Origin of the sequence: Saccharopolyspora sp. NPDC002686, assembly GCF_040295745.1 — a bacterium.
Taxonomy (GTDB): domain Bacteria; phylum Actinomycetota; class Actinomycetes; order Mycobacteriales; family Pseudonocardiaceae; genus Saccharopolyspora; species Saccharopolyspora oryzae.
Map to the genome: position 1 here is coordinate 1 of NZ_JBEOVY010000056.1, position 20,066 is coordinate 20,066.

General features: G+C 70.5%; 6 protein-coding genes. All 6 read right to left on the bottom strand.

Annotation, left to right across the window (positions count from 1 at the left end; genetic code table 11):
- Window positions 1-8: 8 nt before the first annotated feature.
- The 6 genes from ABTZ89_RS10310 to ABTZ89_RS10335 all read right to left on the bottom strand — a co-directional run bounded on the left by ABTZ89_RS10310 (window position 9) and on the right by ABTZ89_RS10335 (window position 20,062).
- Window positions 9-3,020, bottom strand: a complete 3,012-nt coding sequence (locus ABTZ89_RS10310) for an AAA family ATPase (RefSeq protein ID WP_351042571.1) — start codon at window positions 3,018-3,020, stop codon at window positions 9-11.
- The gene (locus ABTZ89_RS10315) at window positions 3,017-3,835 is read right to left on the bottom strand and encodes a hypothetical protein (RefSeq protein WP_351042574.1); all 819 of its coding nucleotides are present in this window, start codon (window positions 3,833-3,835) and stop codon (window positions 3,017-3,019) included. The genes ABTZ89_RS10310 and ABTZ89_RS10315 overlap by 4 nt, the downstream gene beginning before the upstream one ends.
- Before the next feature lie 11 nt (window positions 3,836-3,846).
- Complete coding sequence (locus ABTZ89_RS10320; RefSeq protein ID WP_351042577.1) at window positions 3,847-6,537, bottom strand: hypothetical protein; 2,691 nt, start codon at window positions 6,535-6,537, stop codon at window positions 3,847-3,849.
- A 511-nt stretch (window positions 6,538-7,048) separates the two neighbouring features.
- Window positions 7,049-19,102, bottom strand: coding sequence for a WXG100-like domain-containing protein (locus ABTZ89_RS10325; RefSeq protein WP_351042597.1), 12,054 nt, complete (start codon window positions 19,100-19,102; stop codon window positions 7,049-7,051).
- A gap of 256 nt (window positions 19,103-19,358) precedes the next feature.
- Window positions 19,359-19,670: a hypothetical protein gene (locus ABTZ89_RS10330; protein ID WP_270950846.1), complete on the bottom strand. Its 312-nt coding sequence runs from the start codon at window positions 19,668-19,670 to the stop codon at window positions 19,359-19,361.
- Window positions 19,667-20,062: a YbaB/EbfC family nucleoid-associated protein gene (locus tag ABTZ89_RS10335; protein ID WP_351042580.1), complete on the bottom strand. Its 396-nt coding sequence runs from the start codon at window positions 20,060-20,062 to the stop codon at window positions 19,667-19,669. The genes ABTZ89_RS10330 and ABTZ89_RS10335 overlap by 4 nt, the downstream gene beginning before the upstream one ends.
- Window positions 20,063-20,066: the final 4 nt, after the last annotated feature.

The following is a 20,066-nucleotide window of genomic DNA, read 5'->3' on the forward strand; positions in this document are numbered from 1 at the left end:
GAACACTGTTACGCACTCACGACCGGGGTGGGGACGTCTTCTGGGTGGAGGAGGCAGAGGTCGTCCATCGTCGGGTTGGTGAGGGCGCGGGTTCGGCGGGCGTGGTTGGCGATCGCCTCGTCGAGGACTTGGCGGGCGTAGCGGCCGTTTCCGAAGGAATCGCCTCGGGTCATCGTCGCGAAGTGGGTTCGCAGGGCCGCTACCGCTGGGCCGGTGCACTCGTAGCCGGTGTCGGTGGCGTGCTGGTTGACGATGGTGACCAGTTCGTCCGGGGTGTAGTCGGCGAAGCGGACCCGGTGCGAGAAGCGGGACGAGAGGCCGGGGTTCGCGGCGAGGAAGCCCTGCATCTCGCGCTCGTAGCCGGCTGCGATGACCACGACCTCGTCGCGGTGGTCCTCCATCAGCTTCACCAGGGTGTCGATCGCTTCCCGCCCGAAGTCGTGGCCGCTGCCCTGGCTCGACGACAGGGTGTAGGCCTCGTCGATGAACAGGACCCCGCCGCGGGCCCGGTCGAACGCCTCGGTGGTCCGGCGGGCGGTGTGGCCGACGTACTCGCCGACCAGGTCCGCGCGCGCGACCTCGGTGACCTGCCCCTGCGCGAGGACGCCGAGCGCCGCGAGCAGTGAGCCGTAGAGGCGGGCCACGGTCGTCTTACCAGTGCCGGGCGGGCCCGCGAAGATCAGGTGCCTGCTCACCGACGGGACCGGGAGGCCCGCCGCCTGCCTGCGCCGCGCCGACGTGAGCAGGTCGACCATGGCCGACACCTCGGACTTCACCTCGTCCAGCCCGACCAGACCCTGCAACGTTCCGAGCAGCTGCTCGATGCGTTCCTCGTCCACCCGGCCGGCGCCCGCGCCGACCGACGAGCCGGGCAGCGGGCCGAGGTCGTCCGGGAGGAGCCTGGTCAGCGCGACGTGGCCGGCGGTCGGGTCGTCGGCCAGGCGGTAGGCCTGCCTGCCGAGCATCTCCTCGAACACCTTGCGGGCCGTGCGGCCGTTGCCGAACGCCGCGTCGCGCGGCAGGTTCGTGAAGTACGTGTGCAGCGCCGACCTGGTTTCGAACTCCAGCCGGTAGTCGTGGCTGCGGCACAGGCCCTCGACGATGGTGACCAGCTCCGCCGAGGAATAGTCCGCGAACTCGATGGTGCGGGAGAAGCGCGACGACAGGCCCGGGTTCGCGGCCAGGAACGAGCGCATGTCGTTGGTGTAGCCCGCGACGATCACCACGACCTCGTCGCGGTGGTCCTCCATCAGCTTCACCAGCGTGTCGATCGCCTCCTGCCCGAAGTCCGGGCCGCCGCCGCTGCTGCCCGCCGACAGGGTGTAGGCCTCGTCGATGAACAGCACGCCGCCGATCGCCTTGTTGAACATCTCGGTGGTCTTGATCGCGGTCCCGCCGACCACCGAGGCGACCAGGTCCGGCCGCGCCACCTCGACCAGCTGGCCGGAGCGCAGGACCCCGAGCGCGGTGAGGATCCGGCCGTAGAGCCTGGCCACCGTGGTCTTGCCGGTGCCGGGTGCGCCGGTGAAGACCAGGTGCCGGGACAGCGGCGGCGACGGGAGTCCGGCGGCGGCGCGGCGCTCGGACATCTGGTGCAGCCGCACCAGCGTCTCCACCTCGCGCTTCACGCCGTCCAGGCCGACCAGCTCGGCCAGTTCCGCGAGCAGGTCGTCGAGTTCCTCGGTGTCCCCGGTGTCGGCGGGCTCCGGTCGCGGATCGTCCTCAGTGGATTCGTTCAGCGCCGGGATCTCCCCGCCGGGCAACCGGATGTCCGTGCCGAGGTTGCGTTCGGCGGTGCAGCCGGTCACCTCCACCGGCTGCTCGGACTGCACCGCGATGCCGTCGCCGAGGTTGTCCCGCACCGCGCAGCCGGTGATCGAACCTTCGGCTTGGCCGCGCCACACCACGCCGGTCCGGCATTCGCGCACTTCACCGCCGTCGACCGCGAGTCTCGCCTGGTCCTGGGCAAGCAGGCCCGCCTCGGCCGCGCCGACGACGCGGGTGTCCCGCACCGTCGCCGAGGCCCGGCTCTCGACCAGCACGCCGTTGCCCGATCCGCCGGTGATCTCGCAGCCGGCCAGTCGAAGCGCGCCGTCGGCACCCGCGACCACCGCGTCGTGGCCTGCGCTGGTGAGCACGCACTCGGACAGGTCGGCGGACGATCCCTCCAGCACCTGCACGGCGTGCCCGCGCGCTCCGTCGACGGTGACCCGTTCCAGTTCGGCGGCGGATTCCTGCACCACGACGACGGCCTGCGCGGTGGTGTCGCTGATCCGGCAGTCGCGCAGCACCGGCCGGGACCCGCTCGCCGACAGCACTCCCACACCGTCCACAGCGGACACTTCGGTGCCGGAGACGGTCAGCTCGCTGCGCTCCTCGACCACGATCGCGGTGCCGGTGATGTCGCTGATCCGGCATCCGCGCAGCTCACCGCGGCCCCGATCGGCGGCGAGCACCGCACCCTTCGCGTCGGTCACCGCGCAGTCGACCAGGACCGGAGCCCCGCCGGAGCGGGCGACCACCGCGGTCGTGCCGAGCGAGGTGAGCGTGCAGCCGGTCAGCTGGGCCGATCCCCCGTCGAAGACCAGCACCCCGGCGCCCCCGGGGTTGCGCACGGTCGTGGCGTCGACCCGGAGCTGGACGCCGCGGCGGGCCACGACCGCCACCTCCGAGTTCGCCGCGACCACGCACTCGTCCAGGTGCAGTTCGCCGGACTGCAGGTCGACCGCGACCGCACCGCCGGAATGCGCGAACTCGATGCCGGACACCTCGGCGTGCTCGGTGGTCACGCGCAGCACCGGCTCGCCCGCGGCCTCGATCCGCACGTCCCCCGGCGAGCCGGAGCCGGACAGCGTGACGTTGCGGTCCAGCACGATCGACTCCGGGTACACGCCGGGCCGGACGGCGATCACGTCGCCGTCGCGGGCCGAGCTGATCGCGTCGCCGATGGTGCGGAAGCAGTCGGGCTCGGTCGGTGAAACGCCGAGCACCGACCGGACTCCGGTCATCCTGCTCGTCACGAAGTGCCTCCCTGGTTCGGGGTCAAGGCCGCGCGCACGTGGTGGCGGGTGAGCGGGCACAGGCGGCCGCGCGGCTCGTGGGCCAGCGCGTGCCCGGCCAGCTCCGCGTCGGGCGCCAGCTGGTAGCGGTCGAGGTAGTACTTGGTGGCGTCCGACCACACCCAGGTGCCGTCGGAGCGCAGGTCGGCCGGGACGGCGGTCGCGCCGGTGAACACGTCCGCCATCAGCACGTCCGCGGTCAGCACGACCTCGCCGGCGGTGAGGAAGTCCAGCAGCCGCCTGCGTTCGGCGGGGTCGACGACCAGCTCGCGGTCGGGGGCGAACCACGGCCCGGCGGCGGTGGCGCCGTCGAACGCGCGGGCCACTCTGACCTGCGGTTCCGGGGTCTCCGACCACAGCAGCGTCGCGGCCAGCAGCGCCTGTTCGTGGTAGGCGGGCAGGGGCTGGTCGGGGGCGAAGACCTCCACCCGCGGGGAGTCCACCAGGCCGGTGAGGGCGCGGTGAGCTACGGCGGTCACGGTCGACGGGTCGGCTTCGGTTTGGACCAGGTAGACGCGGTCCGCGCCGTTCCTCGTGGTTGCCCAGCACGCCTGCGCAGCGTTTCGGACGGCAGCGAGCGCCGCGCTGTCGGCCTGCTCGTGACCGTGCGGATCCGGGGTGAAACTATGTTGAGGCGCTTGAGGTTTCGGCTCGCCGAGCGTGGCGACCAGGGCGGCGAGCCTGGCGGTATCGCTGGCTGCGAGCGCCTCCCGGGCGATGGCCAGCCAGCCGTCCGGTACGCGGCCGGCCAGCGCGAGCAGCTCATGGTGCTCCACGGTTTCTCCTCTCACACCACGGGAAGCGGGCCGAACCACCGGTCGGTGTCGGGCTGTCGTGCCGGAACTTCGGACCGGGCGGCAGCAGCCGCGCGCAACCTGGTCAACGCGGCGTCGCCGGCGGTCCCGTCCTCGGCGAGGAGGATCCGCGGCACCGGCGCGGACTCGACGGCCAGCACGCGCAGGCGGGTGTGACCGGAGAGCACGACATCGTCGCGGTGGGCGGGCTCGTCGTCGAGCAGGCCGTCCAGGCGGCGGCCGCTGGTCGTCCAGATCAGGGCCTCGGCGGGTCCGACCGGGCCTGCGCCTGCGGCCGGGGCCGCGACGACCGGGGTGGGCAGGCGCAGCACTGCTTCCGGCTGGACCTCGGTGTCCGCCGGGATTCCGCGCACCACAACGGTTCGCACCGTCGGCAACCGCCGGAGCCCGTCGGCCAGGCAGACGTAGAAGTCGGTGTCGTACTCGCCAGTGGGGTCGTCGGCGAAGACCCGCACCACGGCGAGTTCGGCCAGCAGCGCGGCACGGTCCTCGGCGGCGAAGCGCATGCCCGGACGCTCGGAGAGCAGCTTGGTGACCGCCCTGGTGGCGACGTCGTAGCGCGAGCCGAGGGTTGCTCGCATGGCTCGCCGCTGGGTGGCCGTGCTGCGCGCGTCTTCCGGTACCTCCACCGCTCGCGGCCGCTCGGGGAGGAGGCCGGTCACCGGCTGTTCCACTGTGGACTTGGCTTCGGGTTCCGCTTTAGCGGGGGCTGCCATAGCGCTGGACGCCACTGTGGACGGTAGGCCTGCAGCTGCCGGGCTGGGCGTCGCGGCCTGCTTTGTTGCCGCGCTGACCTGCGGCGATGGTTCTGATGCCACTGCGGTCGCCGCCCTGACCGCCGTGCCACCAACCGATCGGACCGCCGTTGCACCTGCCGACTCGGTACTGACCGCCTGTGGCGACTCCCCGACCGGCGCTCGGTGCACCGGGGCCACGGCGGGCAACGTCCCCGGCATGGTCACCTCGGTCGATGCGACGGGCTCGGCGGCCGGTGGGGTGGGGGCGCTGATCCATGGCGGCTGGCCGTTCGGCGGGGCCGACCTCGGATGTCCCCACAGCGGCGGATTTAGCGACGGCAGAGCCGAAACCGCCTGCTGCACCTGAGCCATCGGGATGGGACCCGTCTGGCTCGCTGGCCACACCGGGGCCGGGGGCAGTGGTTGAGCCCGTGTCACCGGGTCGACTGGGAGTTCCGGGCGCACTTGCTGCCGGACTCGCTGGGGCTGAGCCGGGCTCGGCATCGGGACCACCGGCGGTGCGGGGACGACCGCCGGGGCGACGCTCGCGGCTGCCACACTCGGGATTCCGCTGCTCACGGGCTCTACTTCGGTGCTGGCTCCAGCGCTTTCCCGGACGTCTTTCCGCTGATCGTGCTTCCCGGGCACAGCGAGGATCGGTGCGACGGGCAGAACTCGACCGTCGGTTGCCACCATCACCGCGCCCTTCGGCGGCGGCACGCGTTCCTGCGCGCTGATCGGCGCGGGTGCGGGGGCCTGCGCGATGCGGTCCGATGCCTCGATTCCGGTCAGCGCCGACGGATCGCCCTGCGGGAGGATCCGCAGGTTCTCGCGCGCGTCAGTCGGCAGATCGCGCACCAGGCGGTTGAACGCGGCCAGCACACCCGACGGCACAGCGGCCTCGGCTGCGAAAACGATGTCGGCGGTCGGCCCTGCCTCCGCGGCGGTTTCGGGGCGAGGCGCTTCATCGGGCCGCACCGCGAGTCCACGCGGCACCACGTCGACGCGCCAACCGTCGGTCAACCGGTACGAGCCCGGCTCGACCATCGCCAGGGACGCGGGCGCGGCCCAACGATCCAGCACCGGCGCGCCATCGTGCCGGTACACGCTCTCCACGGCGAACGGCCGCCAGCGAACCTCGCCCGTCTCGTCGACCTGCACGATTCCGTCGTCATCGGGCACGCCGTGCGCCACCCGCACGGGTGCGCCCAGCTCGCCGGCCACCTCGCGGACCAGCCGGTCGCCGCCGAAGCCGTAGCAGGCGAGGACCGCCCGGTCCCGGCCCTCGTCGGGCAGCGCACGGAGCACTCCGGCCACGGACGTCGCCGCAGGTGGCGGCTCTCCCGGGGCGCCGAGCACCACGTACATCCGGTCGCGGTCGGGTGCCTGCCGCAGGAGGCGGTCGTCGGGCCGGGTCGGGGCGCCGGGATGGCGCACCCAGAGACCTGCGGGCACGTGGGTGATGTCTGCCGCGTCCGGCAGCCCGTCCTGCCACCACGGTGCGGGGAACCGCGCGCCTATCGGTATCCGCGCGCCGTCCGGGCGGTACGACACCCAGCCCGCGGTCGAGCCGGGGACGAACAAGCTGCCGTCGGCGAGCGCGACCGGGGCACCGTCGGGGGCCGTCACCTCCACGCCGAGGCGTTCGGCGAGCAGCTTCGCGGGCGGCAGCGCGCCATTTCGGCCCATCGAGCCGAAGTTCGGTGCCACCACGCAGAGATCACCGCGCGCCTCGTCGGCGAGATCAGCGACCACCCACGGGTCGAGCCTCGTCATCCCGTCGAGCGCGGAGGCGCCGACCACCACGTAGGTGCGGTCCCGCTTCGGCGGCAGGTTCGCCGCCAGCAGGACGGCGGCACCATCCGCGTCGAGCTGGCCCACGACCAGCGCGTGCCGAACGCGCTGCACGGTGATCGACTCGTCCACTCCGCCTCCTCCGTTCCCCGGAAGACACGTCCCCACCCCCCTCGAAAGTTCACCCCGCCCCCAACCCGACCCACCCCAACGCAACTTCAATGGAAATCAGACGTCCAATTTCCATTGAAATTGCGGAAGTTCTCCACAGGTGCCCCGAGTTGTCCACAGGTCCCGACACGCCGGGGTTCCGACACGCCCGGGTGTGCAGTTTCAATTGAAACTGCGGAACCCACCCACGGCGGATCACAGTTTCAATTGAAACTGCGGCACCAGACGTCCACCAGGTGGGACTCGCGCCCGCGGAGCACCCCAGCCAGGGGATCAGACTCGTGAGTGCCGGTGGTGGCCCTGGCGACCATCCGCGCTCACGAGGCGTCAGCACGCACTCGTGAGTGGGGACGGTGGTTCTTGCAACCAATGCCACTCACGAGGGTTCAGCGCCGAGTCGCGAGCGGGGCGGTGGTTTTGACACTCGTGAGGTATCAGCGCTGGGTGTGGGTGAGTTGGTGGGGTTTTGGGGTTATTGGGGGGTGGGGGTTAGGGGTTCTGGGCGGGATCTGGGTGGGAAGCGGAGTTGGGGGAGGTCGGTGATTCGTTCTTCTTCCGGGTCTGCGTCTGGGCCGATCACGTGGGCGATGATGTTCCGGTCGGAGAGGGAGGCCAGGTCGGCCGCTAGTTCTGCCGTGATGGCCGCTCCGACCAGGCGTAGGCCGCCGAGGCCCGGGATCAGGCGGCCAGGGGTGCCGGGGAGCGGGATTTCCTCGCCTGATGCGGCGGCTTGTCGCAGGTCGTGGGCTTGTTGGGCTCGCTCGTACTCGGCGGTGGCGTACGGGTCGGGGGTCGTGGGCGGTTGCGGGGCCGGGGTCGGGTCGTCGACGTAGTTGCCGTTCGCGTCCAGCGGGGTTGCGTAGACGCGGTCGAGCCAGGAAAAGCCGTCCGTGGTCGCCGGGCGGATTGTGCCTGCCTGTGGATCCACAATGGACACCGTGCCGTGGTGGTTGACGATGTTCCACGCGTGGCCCTCGCCGCCGCGGCGGAATCCGACCACCACCGCGTCCGCGCCGTGTCCGGCTCGGGTGATCCGGTCGATCACCTCGGCCAGGCCCGACGGTCCGCGGCTGAACAGTTCCGGCGCGTAGCCCAGGGCTTCCGCGGCGGCCGTCCCCGCACCGCGCGGCATACCGTTCGGCGCGATGCCCGCGACCCGCGGTTCACCGCGGTAGGTCTCGTGGAACGCGAGCGCCGCGTCAACGCAGTTGACGTCGCCTCCCTGCTCCGATCGCGTGCCGTTGATCAGCCCCGCGAAGCCGGCGGGGTCGGCGAACCGGGTGCCCGGCGGCACCACGGCGAGCAGCGCATCCGTGTCCCCTTGTGCGGGCGGCACCAGTTGTTCCGGCAACGGCCGCAAGTAGGACGGTTCGTACGCGGTGACCGGCCCTTCGTCGGCCTCGAACTCGTCGCGCGACCGCTTGCCCGGCCGCGACTCCGCGGCGGAGTCCCGGGCCGACTCCGGCTCCAGCAACCCCGAAGCGGAGTCCTGGACCGACTCCGGCGCCGGCAAATCACCGGCGATCGCCGCCGCACCGATCGCGTCCGTGCTCCGCGACCGCTCGCCGTTCAAGCCGAGTTCCTGCAGCTTCTGACCCCTCGCCACCCAGGTGTTCACCGCGATCTTCGCGATGTCCTCGGCGACGTGCTTGGGCAGTTTGAACTCGTTGACGAATCCGTTCCGGACGGTTCTGATCGCCCGCGCCGGGTCCTCGTCCGTCTTCGCCTTCTCGTGGAACTGCGCGTGCTCGAACGCGATCTTCCCCGCGCCCTTCACCACATCGGTCATGCCTTGCTGGCCGTGGTACCTGTCCAGGTAGTGCTCCAGCTGCTTCTCCCAGGTCTTCCGGTCCGCGTGGCTCTGCGTCAGGCCACCCGCCAAGTCCTCGGCGGCCGGGTTCCCGCCCAGCGGCAACAGCTTCGCGGCGACCCGCTCGCCGTCGGTGGCGATCGAGAAGCCCGGGTCGAACACGGCGTCATCGGAACCCGGGGACACGCTGTCGAAGAGCGCCCGCCCCTCCTGGTCGCCGGGGCCGAACGTCCATCCGAAGTCCAGCGCCGATTCGCCGTTGGTCCACAGGAAGGTGTTCGGTTCCGGGAAGTACACGGCGCGCGGGTCGACGTCCGCCATGGCCTTGCGCACCGACTGGTCGAGTTCGGTGGCTAGCTTGGCGGCGTGCGGGGCGTCGATGCGGTACCCGCCGCTGAGCAGCGTCGGCGGGGTGCGGCCTTCCAGGTAATCGGCGACCTTGTCGAGCACCGGTGTGCCGTCGGGTGTCTCCATGGATTGCACGTCCGAGTCGCCGATGTGCACGTACACGTCATCGCTGTGTTCGGCGAACTGGCCGACCAGGTCCTTCATGCTCTGGTGGTGCGCGATGAGCTCGCGCAGCAGCCCGTACGGGATGGACTTCTGGTCGCCCAGCTCCAGCTTCCCCGAGTGCACCTGGGGTTCGGACCAGGTGAAGCCGATGATCCGCACCGGGATGTCCAGCGATTTCTTCCGCCACGCCGCGTCGAACTCCGCGATGGCGGCATCGATGTTGGCCCGGTGGCCGTCGTTGGCGAGGCGGTGCTGGTTCAGGCCGATCACCAGGCCGACCCGGTGCGACCGCTGCGCGCTGTCGGACATCGCGCCGGCGTACTTCTCCGCGAGGCCGTACAGATCGCTGTTCGGGGTCGCCGGCACCATTCCCACGAAACCGACGGGATTGCGGGTCGCCTTGACCGTCTTCGGCGAGTATTCGGCCACCTCGCCGAGCTGTTCCACGCGGTGTTCGCGCAGCCCGTTCTGGAACGTCTTGCTGCCTCCCCGGACCGGGACATCGCCGGGGGCGGGCATCGCCGGCAGCCGACCGTACTTCTGCTCCGCCGAGTTCGGCTTGGGCGGTGCTTGCCGGGTCGGCCCGTCCGGGTCGTCCAGGTGCACCGCGGTGTCGTGCGGCGCCTCGCTGCCGTTGCGGAGCTCGTGGAAGGTGGTCTCGGGAACGACGACCTGGTGGTGCGCGGTGTCCTCGATCAGTTCCAGGTGGTGCGGTTCGAGCCCGGGGCTGCTCCAGACCTGCTCCCCCATCACCCCGGCGTCGGTGCGGCTGCGGTCCAGCACCATCTCCGGGGCCAGCGCCTGGTCCGGCAGTCCGAGGTAGTGGCCGATCTCGTGGGCGAAGACGCCGCCGGGGTCGGTCACGTTCCAGTTCAGCTGATCGGACTTCCCGGAGCTCGTCGCGGTGATCTTCGCGTGCGCCTGCGCCGGGTCGTCGACGAACTCCAACCGGACGTGCAGCTGATCGCCGCTCGGCAACCGGTGCCCCGAGTTGAACACGTCGTCCACAGAGGACTGCGCGGCGGACTTCAGGTCGGCGAGCTGCTCGGGTGTGATCCCCTCGCCCGGTTGCAGGTGCGCCTTGACGGTGTACTCCTGCACCCACTGGTCGGGTGCGACTTCCACGCGTCCCACGTCGTAGCGGATCAGCCCGGTGACCTTCTCCGGGTGGAACTGCAGCGCCCCGTTCGGCGCCCGGCTGACCGTGCTGGTGCGCAGCGGGTCGACGCTCTCGGTGTTCACCGTCCGGGACCGGATGTTGCCGCGGTACTGCTCCCAGTCGGCGGCATCGCGCGGCGGGGAGCTGGTGTCGTCGGTCGGCTCCGGCAGACCTGCCACCGCGTCCTGGACATCGGCCACCGTCAGGGAGTGGCCGGGGTCGACGCTGTAGGTCGACGGGCGCATGTCCGACGGGAGCGAGCCGACGAACTCCGCCACCTCGGGCAGGGACACCCCCGGTGCGATGTGCAGGTTCCGGCCGGGCCTCGCGGACGGCGCGCGGTCCCCGGCGGGCTGGCCGGGCGGGTGGATCGTCGCCCCGTCGTCGTTGCGGGTCACCTCGTACGCCCGGCCCTCGGGGAGCCGGCCGGCGTGGTTCCACACGTCGTGCTGGGTGAGCAGGCCCTTGTCCAGCGCGGTGTTCTCCCAGACCCGGACGTGCAAGTCGCCGCGGGAGGTGATCTTCACCGTGCTGTCCTGCGGATGCCCCTTCCCGCCGAACATGCCCTTGACCGCGTTCGCCAGCTTGTGCGTCCAGTTCGAGCCGTGGATCCGCGCGTCGGAGTAGATGTCCGCGCGGTCGGCGCGGAACAGGTACGACCGGCCTTCGTGCTTGACGCCGGAGGTCGTGCCGTCCTTCGCGCTCGAGGCCGCCACCTGGTCGTTGCTCACCGTCGCGGACCCCGGCGGCGCGAAGGTCACGCTCGTCGGGGCGGGTCCCGCCGCCTGGTGGGTGTTCGAGCCGTACCCCGACGCGGCAGGCCCGAAGCTCGAGGTGACCGTCTTCGTCGTGCCGTGCGACTCGGAGTTCTCGACCTCCTTGCTGAAGTTCATCTTCGTGTCGTCGGGCAGCGCCTTGACCAGCGTCAGGTCCTCCGGGCGGAGGTCGCCGGTGAGCTTCAGGTCGAACAGCGAGTCGTAGAACGGGTGCTTGCTGCCCAGGGTGTTGCCCGCCCGGATGTCACCCCCGGTGAACAGGGTGTTCGACGCGTTGTGCAGCGAGCTGCCCTTGGCCGTGTTGTGCGCGACGTACTCCGAGTTGCTGCCCGGCCGGGTGAACTCCGAGGTGGTCTGCGCCGCCTCGGCGACCTGGTCCGCGGTCAGCGGCCCGGTCGGCGGCAGCTTCGTCGACAGCTGCGCGTACACCGCGTCGTGCAGGGCCCGCGCGGTGTCCTCCCCGATCGCCTCGACGCGGAACGCGTCGTTCGGCCCGAAGCCCGGATCGCGGTCCGGCGGCGCGTCGACCACCTCGAACTCGGGCGGCTGCGCCGGTTTCCGCAGCGGTGGTGAAGCCTCGCTGCTCGGCGAGACGAGGTCGACCTCGCCCTGCAGCGTGATCGGCGGGTCGCCGACCCCCTTGTCCAGGTCCACCAGGTGCTTGGCAGCCCCGAGGCTCGGGGTGTCCAGCGCCGGCATCGGCGCCCTGCGACGGGTGATGTGCAGTTCGTAGGTGACCGGCCGGGTGTCGCTGCCGACCTTGTCGGTGTCGACCTTGGTGGTCAGCTTCGAGCTGCCGCTGCCGTCCATGACGTGCTCGGTCTTAGAGCTCTTCCCGCCGCCGAGCACCTGCGGGGTGAACGCGCCGCTGGACGCGCCCGGCTTCGGCGGCGCCTGCTGGATCTCGCCGTTCTCGTCCGGTTTCCCGGGTGGCACCGCCGGGGTTTCCACTTTGCGCACACCGGCGTTGAGCGATGCGTTCACCGACCAGGTGGTGTTCTTCGCGTGCTGTTCGGACACCGCGACGTAGTTGGACCTGGTCAGCTTGTCCGGGGTCGTCTGCTCGCCCGGTGCGGACACGGCCCGGTCGTCGCGCGTCGCCTCGACGCGGATGTCGACGACGTCCTCGACCGCCGCGTTCGGGTGCGGCACCGAGATCCGCCCCTCCTGCCCGACCAAGGCGTCCGACAGCCACACGTGCCCGGCCGGGCTGTTCAGCCGGGCGTTGACCTGGTCGACGACCTCGCGCTGCCAGTCCGCGTCCGTCACGTCGAGCTCGGCGAGCCGGTCCCGGACCGCGACCATCGGATCGTCGCCGGTGAGCCGCGCGCCGCTCACCGAGGTGTCGCTGAAGGAGGCGTACTCGCCGGGGCCGGTCAGCATCGTGTGCGCCGGGTCGTCGACGCCTTCCCCCGGCGTCCCCAGCATCTCGGGCAGTTCCGGGGGCACCGGCAGGTCGAGCGCCTCGAACATCGCGATGGCCTGGTCGACCGGCATCTCCACCAGCAGTCCGTCCGGCTCGTCGACGGTCACGTCGACCGGTTTCACCTCGGCATCGCCGGTCTGGTCGAAGCGGCTGGTCTTGAGCATGTTGCGCAAGGACATCTCGGCCCAGTACCGGTAGCGGACGTCCAGGGCGACCAGCGCGGTCGGGCCCGTCTTCTCGAACTCCTGCTTGCCGCCGGTGGTCACTTCGAGCGCGTGGCTGCGGCCGTGCTTCGCGCCCGCGCCGAGCACCCCGCCGAACATCCCGCCGACCTGGCCATCGCGCTTCGGCATGAGGTTGCCGCTGGCCTCGACGTCGACCCCGACGCCCCACGACTCGGTGGCCCCGGCGACCTGCTCACCGGCCTGGTTGCGCTTGAGCGTGCTCTCCGCCCGGACGTCGACCAGCCGCGGTGAGTGGTAGGTCGCTTCGCCGTTGAGCTCGCCGTTTAGGTCGAAGACCCTGCCCTTGCCGAACATCTTGCCGGTGCTGTTCGGCAGGTCGCCGAGGCCCTGGCTGGCCGTGCCGAGGCTGCCGACCCTGCCTTGGAACTCGCGCACCGCCTCGGCCGACGCCGTGCCGGGGCGCGTCAGCTCGGAGCTCTTGTAGGTGTAGTCGGTGGACCGCTCCGCTCCGGTGTCGTCGGTCCGCTTGTCGGTGAAGGTCCTCTCCGCCCACGTCGACCAGTTCCCGCTGCCCTTCGGCGGTCGGCGGACCGGGGTCGGGTCGGTTCCGTCGGCGGGCACCTGCTCGATCCGCTTGGCCAGCGCGATGTCCACGGCCTCGGAGCTGTTCGGTGAGATCCGGACGTGCTCGATGTTGGTGTAGGGGCCGAGCAGCGCCGATCCGACCACCTTGTCCGACGGCAGCGCGGGCGGGGTGCCGAGGTAGGTGCCGGGCTTCGTCGCGCTCGTCGGCAGCGGTTTGGTCGCCCAGTTCAGCTTGTCGGCGGCGGTGGTCACCCGGATCGCGCCGTCCACCCGGCCCTGGTGGATGTCCGGGTGCGTCGAATCGCCCGCCAGCACCTGGTCCAGGTCGGACTTCGACGGTCCGGAATACCGCTCACCGGCGTTGGGCCCGAACAGCATGCGGTTGCCGGCGATGTGGTGCTGCGCCCAGTTCGGGTCCTTGGTGGAGCCGTGCACGACGACGATGTCCAGCGCTCCCTCGTAGTCGCGCATCTCGCCGCTGTACTTGCCCGCTCTTCCGTCCTTGGCCGCCGAACCGGACTTGTTGGAGATCCCGCTCTCGTAGGTCAGGGAGGCGATCGCCCGCGGTCCGGCGGTCGTCTGGCTGGGTCCGCCCTGGTAGGGGTTCGGCAGGCCGTCCTTCGGCGTGGCCTTCGGGGCGTCCGGGTTCGGGCTGTCGGTCATGCTCGCCATGAACGCTCCGCCACCGCCGATGCGCGCGGTGCGCGACGAGGACTGCCCCCGCTGGTACTTGTCGGTGTGCTTGATCTCCGTGCTGGTGTCCTGCTGCCCGGACGGCGTGGTGCTCTCCGGTGCCGCCGGGAACGCGTAGATGTCGACGAAGTGCGTTCTGCCGCCCTGCTGCCAGGATGCGCGGGCACCGTTGTACATCGCGTCGTAGATCGTGTCCCTCGCGATCTCCGGCCGGAGCTTCTCCTCGATCGCGTTCCGGCCGTTGTCGCTCAACCCGTTGTCGGTGTCGCGGACCTCGCCGGTGATGAAGTCGGAGATCTTCTGGTGATCGACGGACTTGACCTCATCGCGGCCGAACAGGTACGGGCGGTGCGGGTCCGGCGTCGGTGTGCTCTCCTCCGCGAGGTGCGGGGGCAGCGGCAGGCCGAGGTCGCGGGCCTGCCACACCGGCACGTGCACCTGGGTGCGGACGTTCTCCTGAACGTCGCCGACCTGCATGTCCCGGGAGACGTCGTAGACCAGCTGGTGCTCGCTGCCGGACTGCGTGACGGTGTCGTCCGCGCTCGGGGTGCTGCCGTCGGTCAGCCCGCTGCTGAAGTCCAGGAATCCGCCGACGTAGAACGGTTTCTTCCCGGTGTAGAGCCCCATGCCGAAGTTCGCGTCGCTGCCCTTGGTCGTCTGCCAGCTGCGGGTGTTGCTGACCGCGTGCGAGCCGTCGACCGCGGTCGTGCCGACGTAGCTGATCCGCCCGTCGCCGACCGGGCGGATCGACACCTGGCCGTCGCCGGTGGTGACTTGGTTCTGTTCGCCGGTCCTGGCGAAGAGCTGGTCGGTCAGCTCGGCCGCGGCTGCCCGGGAGTTGCCCAGGACGCCCTGGAAGGACTCCGGGATGCTCGCCAGCACCGGCCGCGCGTCTCCGAAACCGCCGTCCGGCAGCGTGGTCGTAATCGCATCGCCGCGGGTGATCTCGGGCGTCCGCAGGCCGGCACCGATCGAAGTGCTCACCGGTGGCTTGCCCGGGACCGAGAGGTCGAGCTTCATCTCGACGGGCACGTGGGTGCGCGAAGTCCCCTCGGTGTCGGTGAACGTCACCGTCGAGTCGAACTTCTGGGCCCGCTTCCCGGTCCCGCCGACGTAGACCATCGGGCGGACGACCCCGCCTGCGAGGTCGAGCGGGGAGATGAACATCAGCGGGATGCGGATCGGCACGCTGGTCGAGGTCGACTCGGTGTTCGGGCTCCCGTGCTCGTTCGACTTGTCGGTGCTCGTGGTGCTCGGCTGCTGATGCGGCGGAGCGGTCCTGGTGTCGCTGGGCCGGTGCAGGTCGGAACCGACCGCGACGTCCTGGCCCCCGATCCGGAGCCGGCCGTCGCCGATCGCCCGCACCAGCTCGTCGTCGCCGAGCCTGCCGATCTCCTGGCTGATCTGCTCCGGCGTCCGCCCCGTCAGCTCGGCCAGCCCGTTGATCAGGCCGTTCCGCGGGCCGAGCGACTCGATCTGCAGCTCGGATTCGTGCGGGAGGAACGACAACTGGGTGAGGCCGCGCTCGAACTCGCCCTGCTTGGCGGCTTCCTTCGCCTCGTCCTTGGCCTTCTCGGACTGCTCGGCGGCAGCTTTGGCCTCGTCCCTGCTGGCGTTGGCCGCTGCTTCGGCGGCACGGGCCTGGTCGCGGAGCCGGTCGATTCCGGTTCGGACGTTCGCCAGGTCGCGGACGGCGTCGGCGTGCTGGCGCTCGGCGTTTCGCGCCTGGTCGTCCAGTGTGTACGCGCGGGTTTCGGCCTTGGCCAGGTCGTTCTCCAGCGCGGCGAGCCCCTGGTCCAGGTTCGCGCGCTGCTCGGCGTTGCCCGGGCGGATGCTCTTGAGCTCGCCGGCCCGCTCGTGGGCGCTGTCCCGCTGGCGTGCCAGGTCGTCGACGTCGTTGCGCGCCTTGGCTGCTTGTGCGGCGAGGTCTTCGGCCGTGGCTCGGGCATCGTTGGCGTGGTTGATCGCGTTCTCGAGGTCGGTCCGGGCGTTGCCGGCGTTGTTGGCGATGTCGTTGGCGGTGTTGAGGGCGTCGTTGGCCTTCGTGCGCTGGTCGGAGATCTTCTTGATCGCGCCGTCCGCTGTGTTCAGCGCTGATCGGGCGTTGTCGTGGGCCTTGCTCGCCGCGTTGGCCGACGTTTCGGTCGCGCGGGCGCGGTCCAGTTCCAGCTTCGCGTCCTGCCGGTCGGCTTCGCTGCTGGCTTCGTCGTATCTCTGCTGGGCCTGTGCGGTCCGCTGCTCGTTGGTGCCGAAGGCTTCTCGCGTGGCGATCACGGCGCCTGCCGTGTCGCGGATCGAGCGTTGGACGTGGGTCAGGTTGTGCTGCGCTTGGGTGTCGGCAGCCTTGATCGAAGCGAGCGCCGATTCGACCGCCTTCCGAGCGTCCTCGACGGCCCGGTCCACCGCCGCGAACGGGTCGCTCTCCCGACCGGAGCGCTGGTCGTTGTTCTGGCTGGTCTGCTGGTCGTTTTGGCTGGTCTGCTGGTCGGAGGAGTTCTGGTCGGCCAGTGGCGGGGCTTCGGCGCGGCGGCTCGGCAGGGTGGTCATCTCGTGGCTCTCCGCCGTCCGAGATCCCGAGCTCTCGGGTTGCATCCCGCCGAGGCTCGCCACGGCCTCTTGGGCCGTTGGCAGCGGCTGACCGCCGCCGCGTTTCGGCTTCATACCGGGAGTTGCGGTCGATGGCGACGTCTTCGGAGTGCCCGCGCTGATCGTCGTCGTGCTCGGGACGGATTGCTGGGTGGGCGGCAGCTTCGCCGAGGCCGCGGCGGCGGGAGACTGCGCAGTCGTCCCCGACGGCGCAGTGGTCGCGGAGTTCGCCGTCTGCTGAACAGGATTGGGCGCCTGCTGCGACTGGTTCGGCAACGCCTGCGCGGTCTGCTGCGACTGGTTCGGCGACGGCTGCACCGTGTGCTGGTCGTTCTGCGACGCCCCGGTGGGAGAGGTCTGCGAGTTGCTGGACTGACCACTCACCTGCTGCGACGACTGCACGGTCTGCTCGTCGTTCTGCGACGCCCCAGTGGATGAGGCCTGCGAGCTGCCGGACTGACCAGTCGTCTGCTGCGGCGGTTGCTGGTTCGAATCGTCCTGCCGCAGCGGATGGTTGTCCGTCTCGACAGCGCCTTCCCCGGTAGTCCCGGTGTGTTCCGGAGACGACTGGGGCGTCTGCTGGACCGGGGTCAACTCGTCTTCCGCCACCGGTGTCCGCACCGGTGCGTCGTCCAGCTGCTGGTTCGGATCGAACTCGCTCGACTGCCGCACCGCGTTGGGCTGCGACTGCGATTCCACATCCGAACCGCTTTGCTGGTGCTCGGATCCGGACGTGCTGCGCTCCGAGTCGACCACTATCTCCGGGCCGGATTGGTGCTGGTCAGCCCCCGAATGCTCCGAGACCTGCAGCGCGGCGACCGGGCTCGTATCCGACTGCTGGTGCGAGGTCCCGGACGTGTGGGAGGTCGAGGGCTCCTCGTTGCCGGAGGTGCGCTGATCGTTCCAGGAACTCGACTGCTCGGAGGTTTGGTTCTCAGGCGCTGTCTGGTTCTGCTGGCCGTCCCCTGGTGTCGCGATGTGCTGCTGACCAGGCACTTCCACCGGAGGCGCATTGGTCGTGAGCGATTCCGTCGAAGACTCGTGCCCGCTGAGATCCGACGCCGACGGGCTCGGCTGCACCGGAGGCGCGACGGTCGTCGGCGAGCTTGGCGGGCTGGAAGCGGGCGACGAATTCCCTTGCTGGACGGTTGCTTCCACGCCCGAGCTGGAGCTGGTCGGCGCCTCCTGCGACTCCCCGCCCGGGGTCGTGGTCTGCGGGGTGGGCGGCCCCACTGGACTCGAAACCGCCGAACTCCCCTGCTGGCCAGTCGTTTCCGCAAGAGGACCAGGGCCAGTCGATGACCCACCCGAGGCGCTGCTCTGAGCGGACTCCACCGGAGGCGCGACGGAAGTCGGCGACTCCACCGGATTCGAAACCACCGAACTCCCCTGCTGGCCGGTCGTTTCCGCGAAGGGGCCGGTCGATGACCCACCCGGGGCAGTGCTCTGAGCAGACTCCGCGGGAGGTGCCGCGGTCGTCGGCGGCTCCTGGTTCCCCGGGGTCGAACTTCCCCGTTGAACGGAGGTCGAGCCGGAACTTGTCGACACCTCGTTCCCGCTGGGGTTCGGAGTCGACGTGCTCGACCGGACAGGCGTCTCGGTGCCCGTGTTCGCGGCAGCTGCCACCGGCCCAGCACCGTTCCCACCCGATCCCGGCTGCACGGATCCGTGCTGACCGGGGATTTCGGTGCTCGGACTGGTGGGAGGAGTCGACGAGTTGCCGTTGCTCTGAGCACCGCCGGGTGAGTTGCCGCCCGATGTCTGGGGACCGCCTCCGCCGGTCAGATCCGGACTTTCGCTGGTCGGCGCATCGGCACTGCTGGTGTCCGGAGAGGAGCGGTCGCTGGTGTTCGGACCGCCGTTGCCGAGGTCGGCGTTGTCCAGCTTGCCCGACAGCTTGTTCCCGAGGGCATCGCCGCCCGCGCTGCCGGCGCCGGAGGCCGCGCCCGCGGTCGCCGCGAACGGGTTCAACTCGAACTCGCCCTCGGTGGCGTACTTGTACAGCGCCTCGGTCATCGTCTCGTGGAAGGACTCGGTGCCGATGTGCGAGATCACCTCCGAGCCCTTCTTGGCCCAGTTCTCGCCGAACTGCTTGGCGAACGCCGAGTTGAGCGCGCCGTTGAGCCCCTTGCCGAACAGCTTGCCGAGGCCGGCCATCGGCAGGGCCAGCGCCGCGCCCATCCCGCCGGTGCCTGCCGCGTTCTTGGTGTGGTCGGTGTTCCACTCCGTCCGCGTGCCCATCGCGAACTGGGCCGTCTGGGCGGTGACGTCGATGAGCAGCTGGAACGCGACGCTGAACGCTGCCGTCGAGAGCACCTGCCGCAGAATCCTGCCGAGCAGGTTCTGGATCAGGAACCGGACGACGGCGAACCGAGCCGCCAGCCAGGTCATCGTCGCGCCGCCGGTGAACGGTGCCATGGCGGTGGCCCAGGCGATCTCGGCGAGCAGCGCGATCAGCGAAGCGATCGTGACGATCTTCATGTACTCGACGTCGAGCGCGAGGTCGAGCAGCGCCTTGGCCAGCCCGTCGAACAGCTCCGCGGCCGAGGAGATCAGGTCATCGCCCTCGATGAACGGCGCCACGCGCTCCACGAACGCCTGCGCGGCCTCGCCCTCGAAGTTCGCCCTGATGTTCTGGACCGCGCTGCGCAGCCCCGGGCCGAGCTGCCCGAGGCTCTGCGCGGCTTGCTGCCACTCGCCCGCGAGCGCGCGCAGCTGGTCCTCGTTGGCGTCCGGGAATTCCTCGCCGGTGAGCACCTGGAACAGCTTCGCGACTTCCGGGCTGACCATCATCGCCACGACAAGATCCCTAACGTTTGATTCCTCTGGCGCGATGCTTGACGCGCCCAGCCGACGCGTGCCGCCGCAAGCGCGTAGCGCTTAACCCACCTACGGCGCTGGCACCGCCGCGGGTTCTCAGCGTTCGTCTGGCGAGGACAGCCCGTTCGCCGTGTATTGGGCATACATCAGAACGGGATCCCGCAGTCCAGACGGGCGCTGAGGTTCCGCCACCCGCACCGCCACGCAAAACGAGCCTGGAAACACTCATTCATTCGCGCGGGGCCGCTGCGTCGGCTTCGTCGTTGGTGTCGCTGAAACTCCGCGCTGTTTTGAGCGTTCGCTCGCCGTGGCCGCCGACTGCTTCTTCCAGCATCGACAGGAATTCGATCGCCTTGGTCTCGCCGGGCTTGTAGTTGGTGTTGAACTGCTCGCCCATCTCGCCGGTGCCGCCCGCGTGCCGGTAGGCGGTGGTCACGTTGCGCATCTGCGCGGCGATCTCCTTCGCCAGCATCGACCACTGCTCGAGGTTGGCGCCGCCCCTGGCCAGCCCGTCGGGGTCGGCGTAGAAGCGGTCGGTCACCGCGACCACCGCCCGACGTCGCCGAGCGTCGAGTCGATCACGGCCTCCAGGTCGGGGCCGTTCTCGCGCAGTTCCCGCAGGTCGACGCCAGCAGGGGTGAGCCCGGACATCACCTCGTCGACCGCCGATGCAGCCTGGCGCTGGGCGTCCGAGACCACCTCCACGATCTTCGCGCCGAGCTCCTTCGGCGCCATGTCCCGCCACCGCTGGCCGTTGAACACCACCTCGGTGAGCCGCCCGCGACCGTCCACAGTGGCCTTGATCGCGCGGTCCTTCGTGGTGGCGCTCGCGGTGACCTCGTCGAGCTCGGCGAACGCGGTGCTGAACTGGTCCTGCTTGGCGCGCAGCTCCTGCAGCGCCTCGGTCATGTCGTTGTGCATCGAGGAGAACATCCGG

Coding starts and splice junctions, on each gene's coding strand:
- ABTZ89_RS10325 (WP_351042597.1), bottom strand. CDS start 19,102: ATGATGGTCAGCCCGGAAGTCGCGAAGCTGTTCCAGGTGCTCACCGGC.
- ABTZ89_RS10335 (WP_351042580.1), bottom strand. CDS start 20,062: ATGTTCTCCTCGATGCACAACGACATGACCGAGGCGCTGCAGGAGCTG.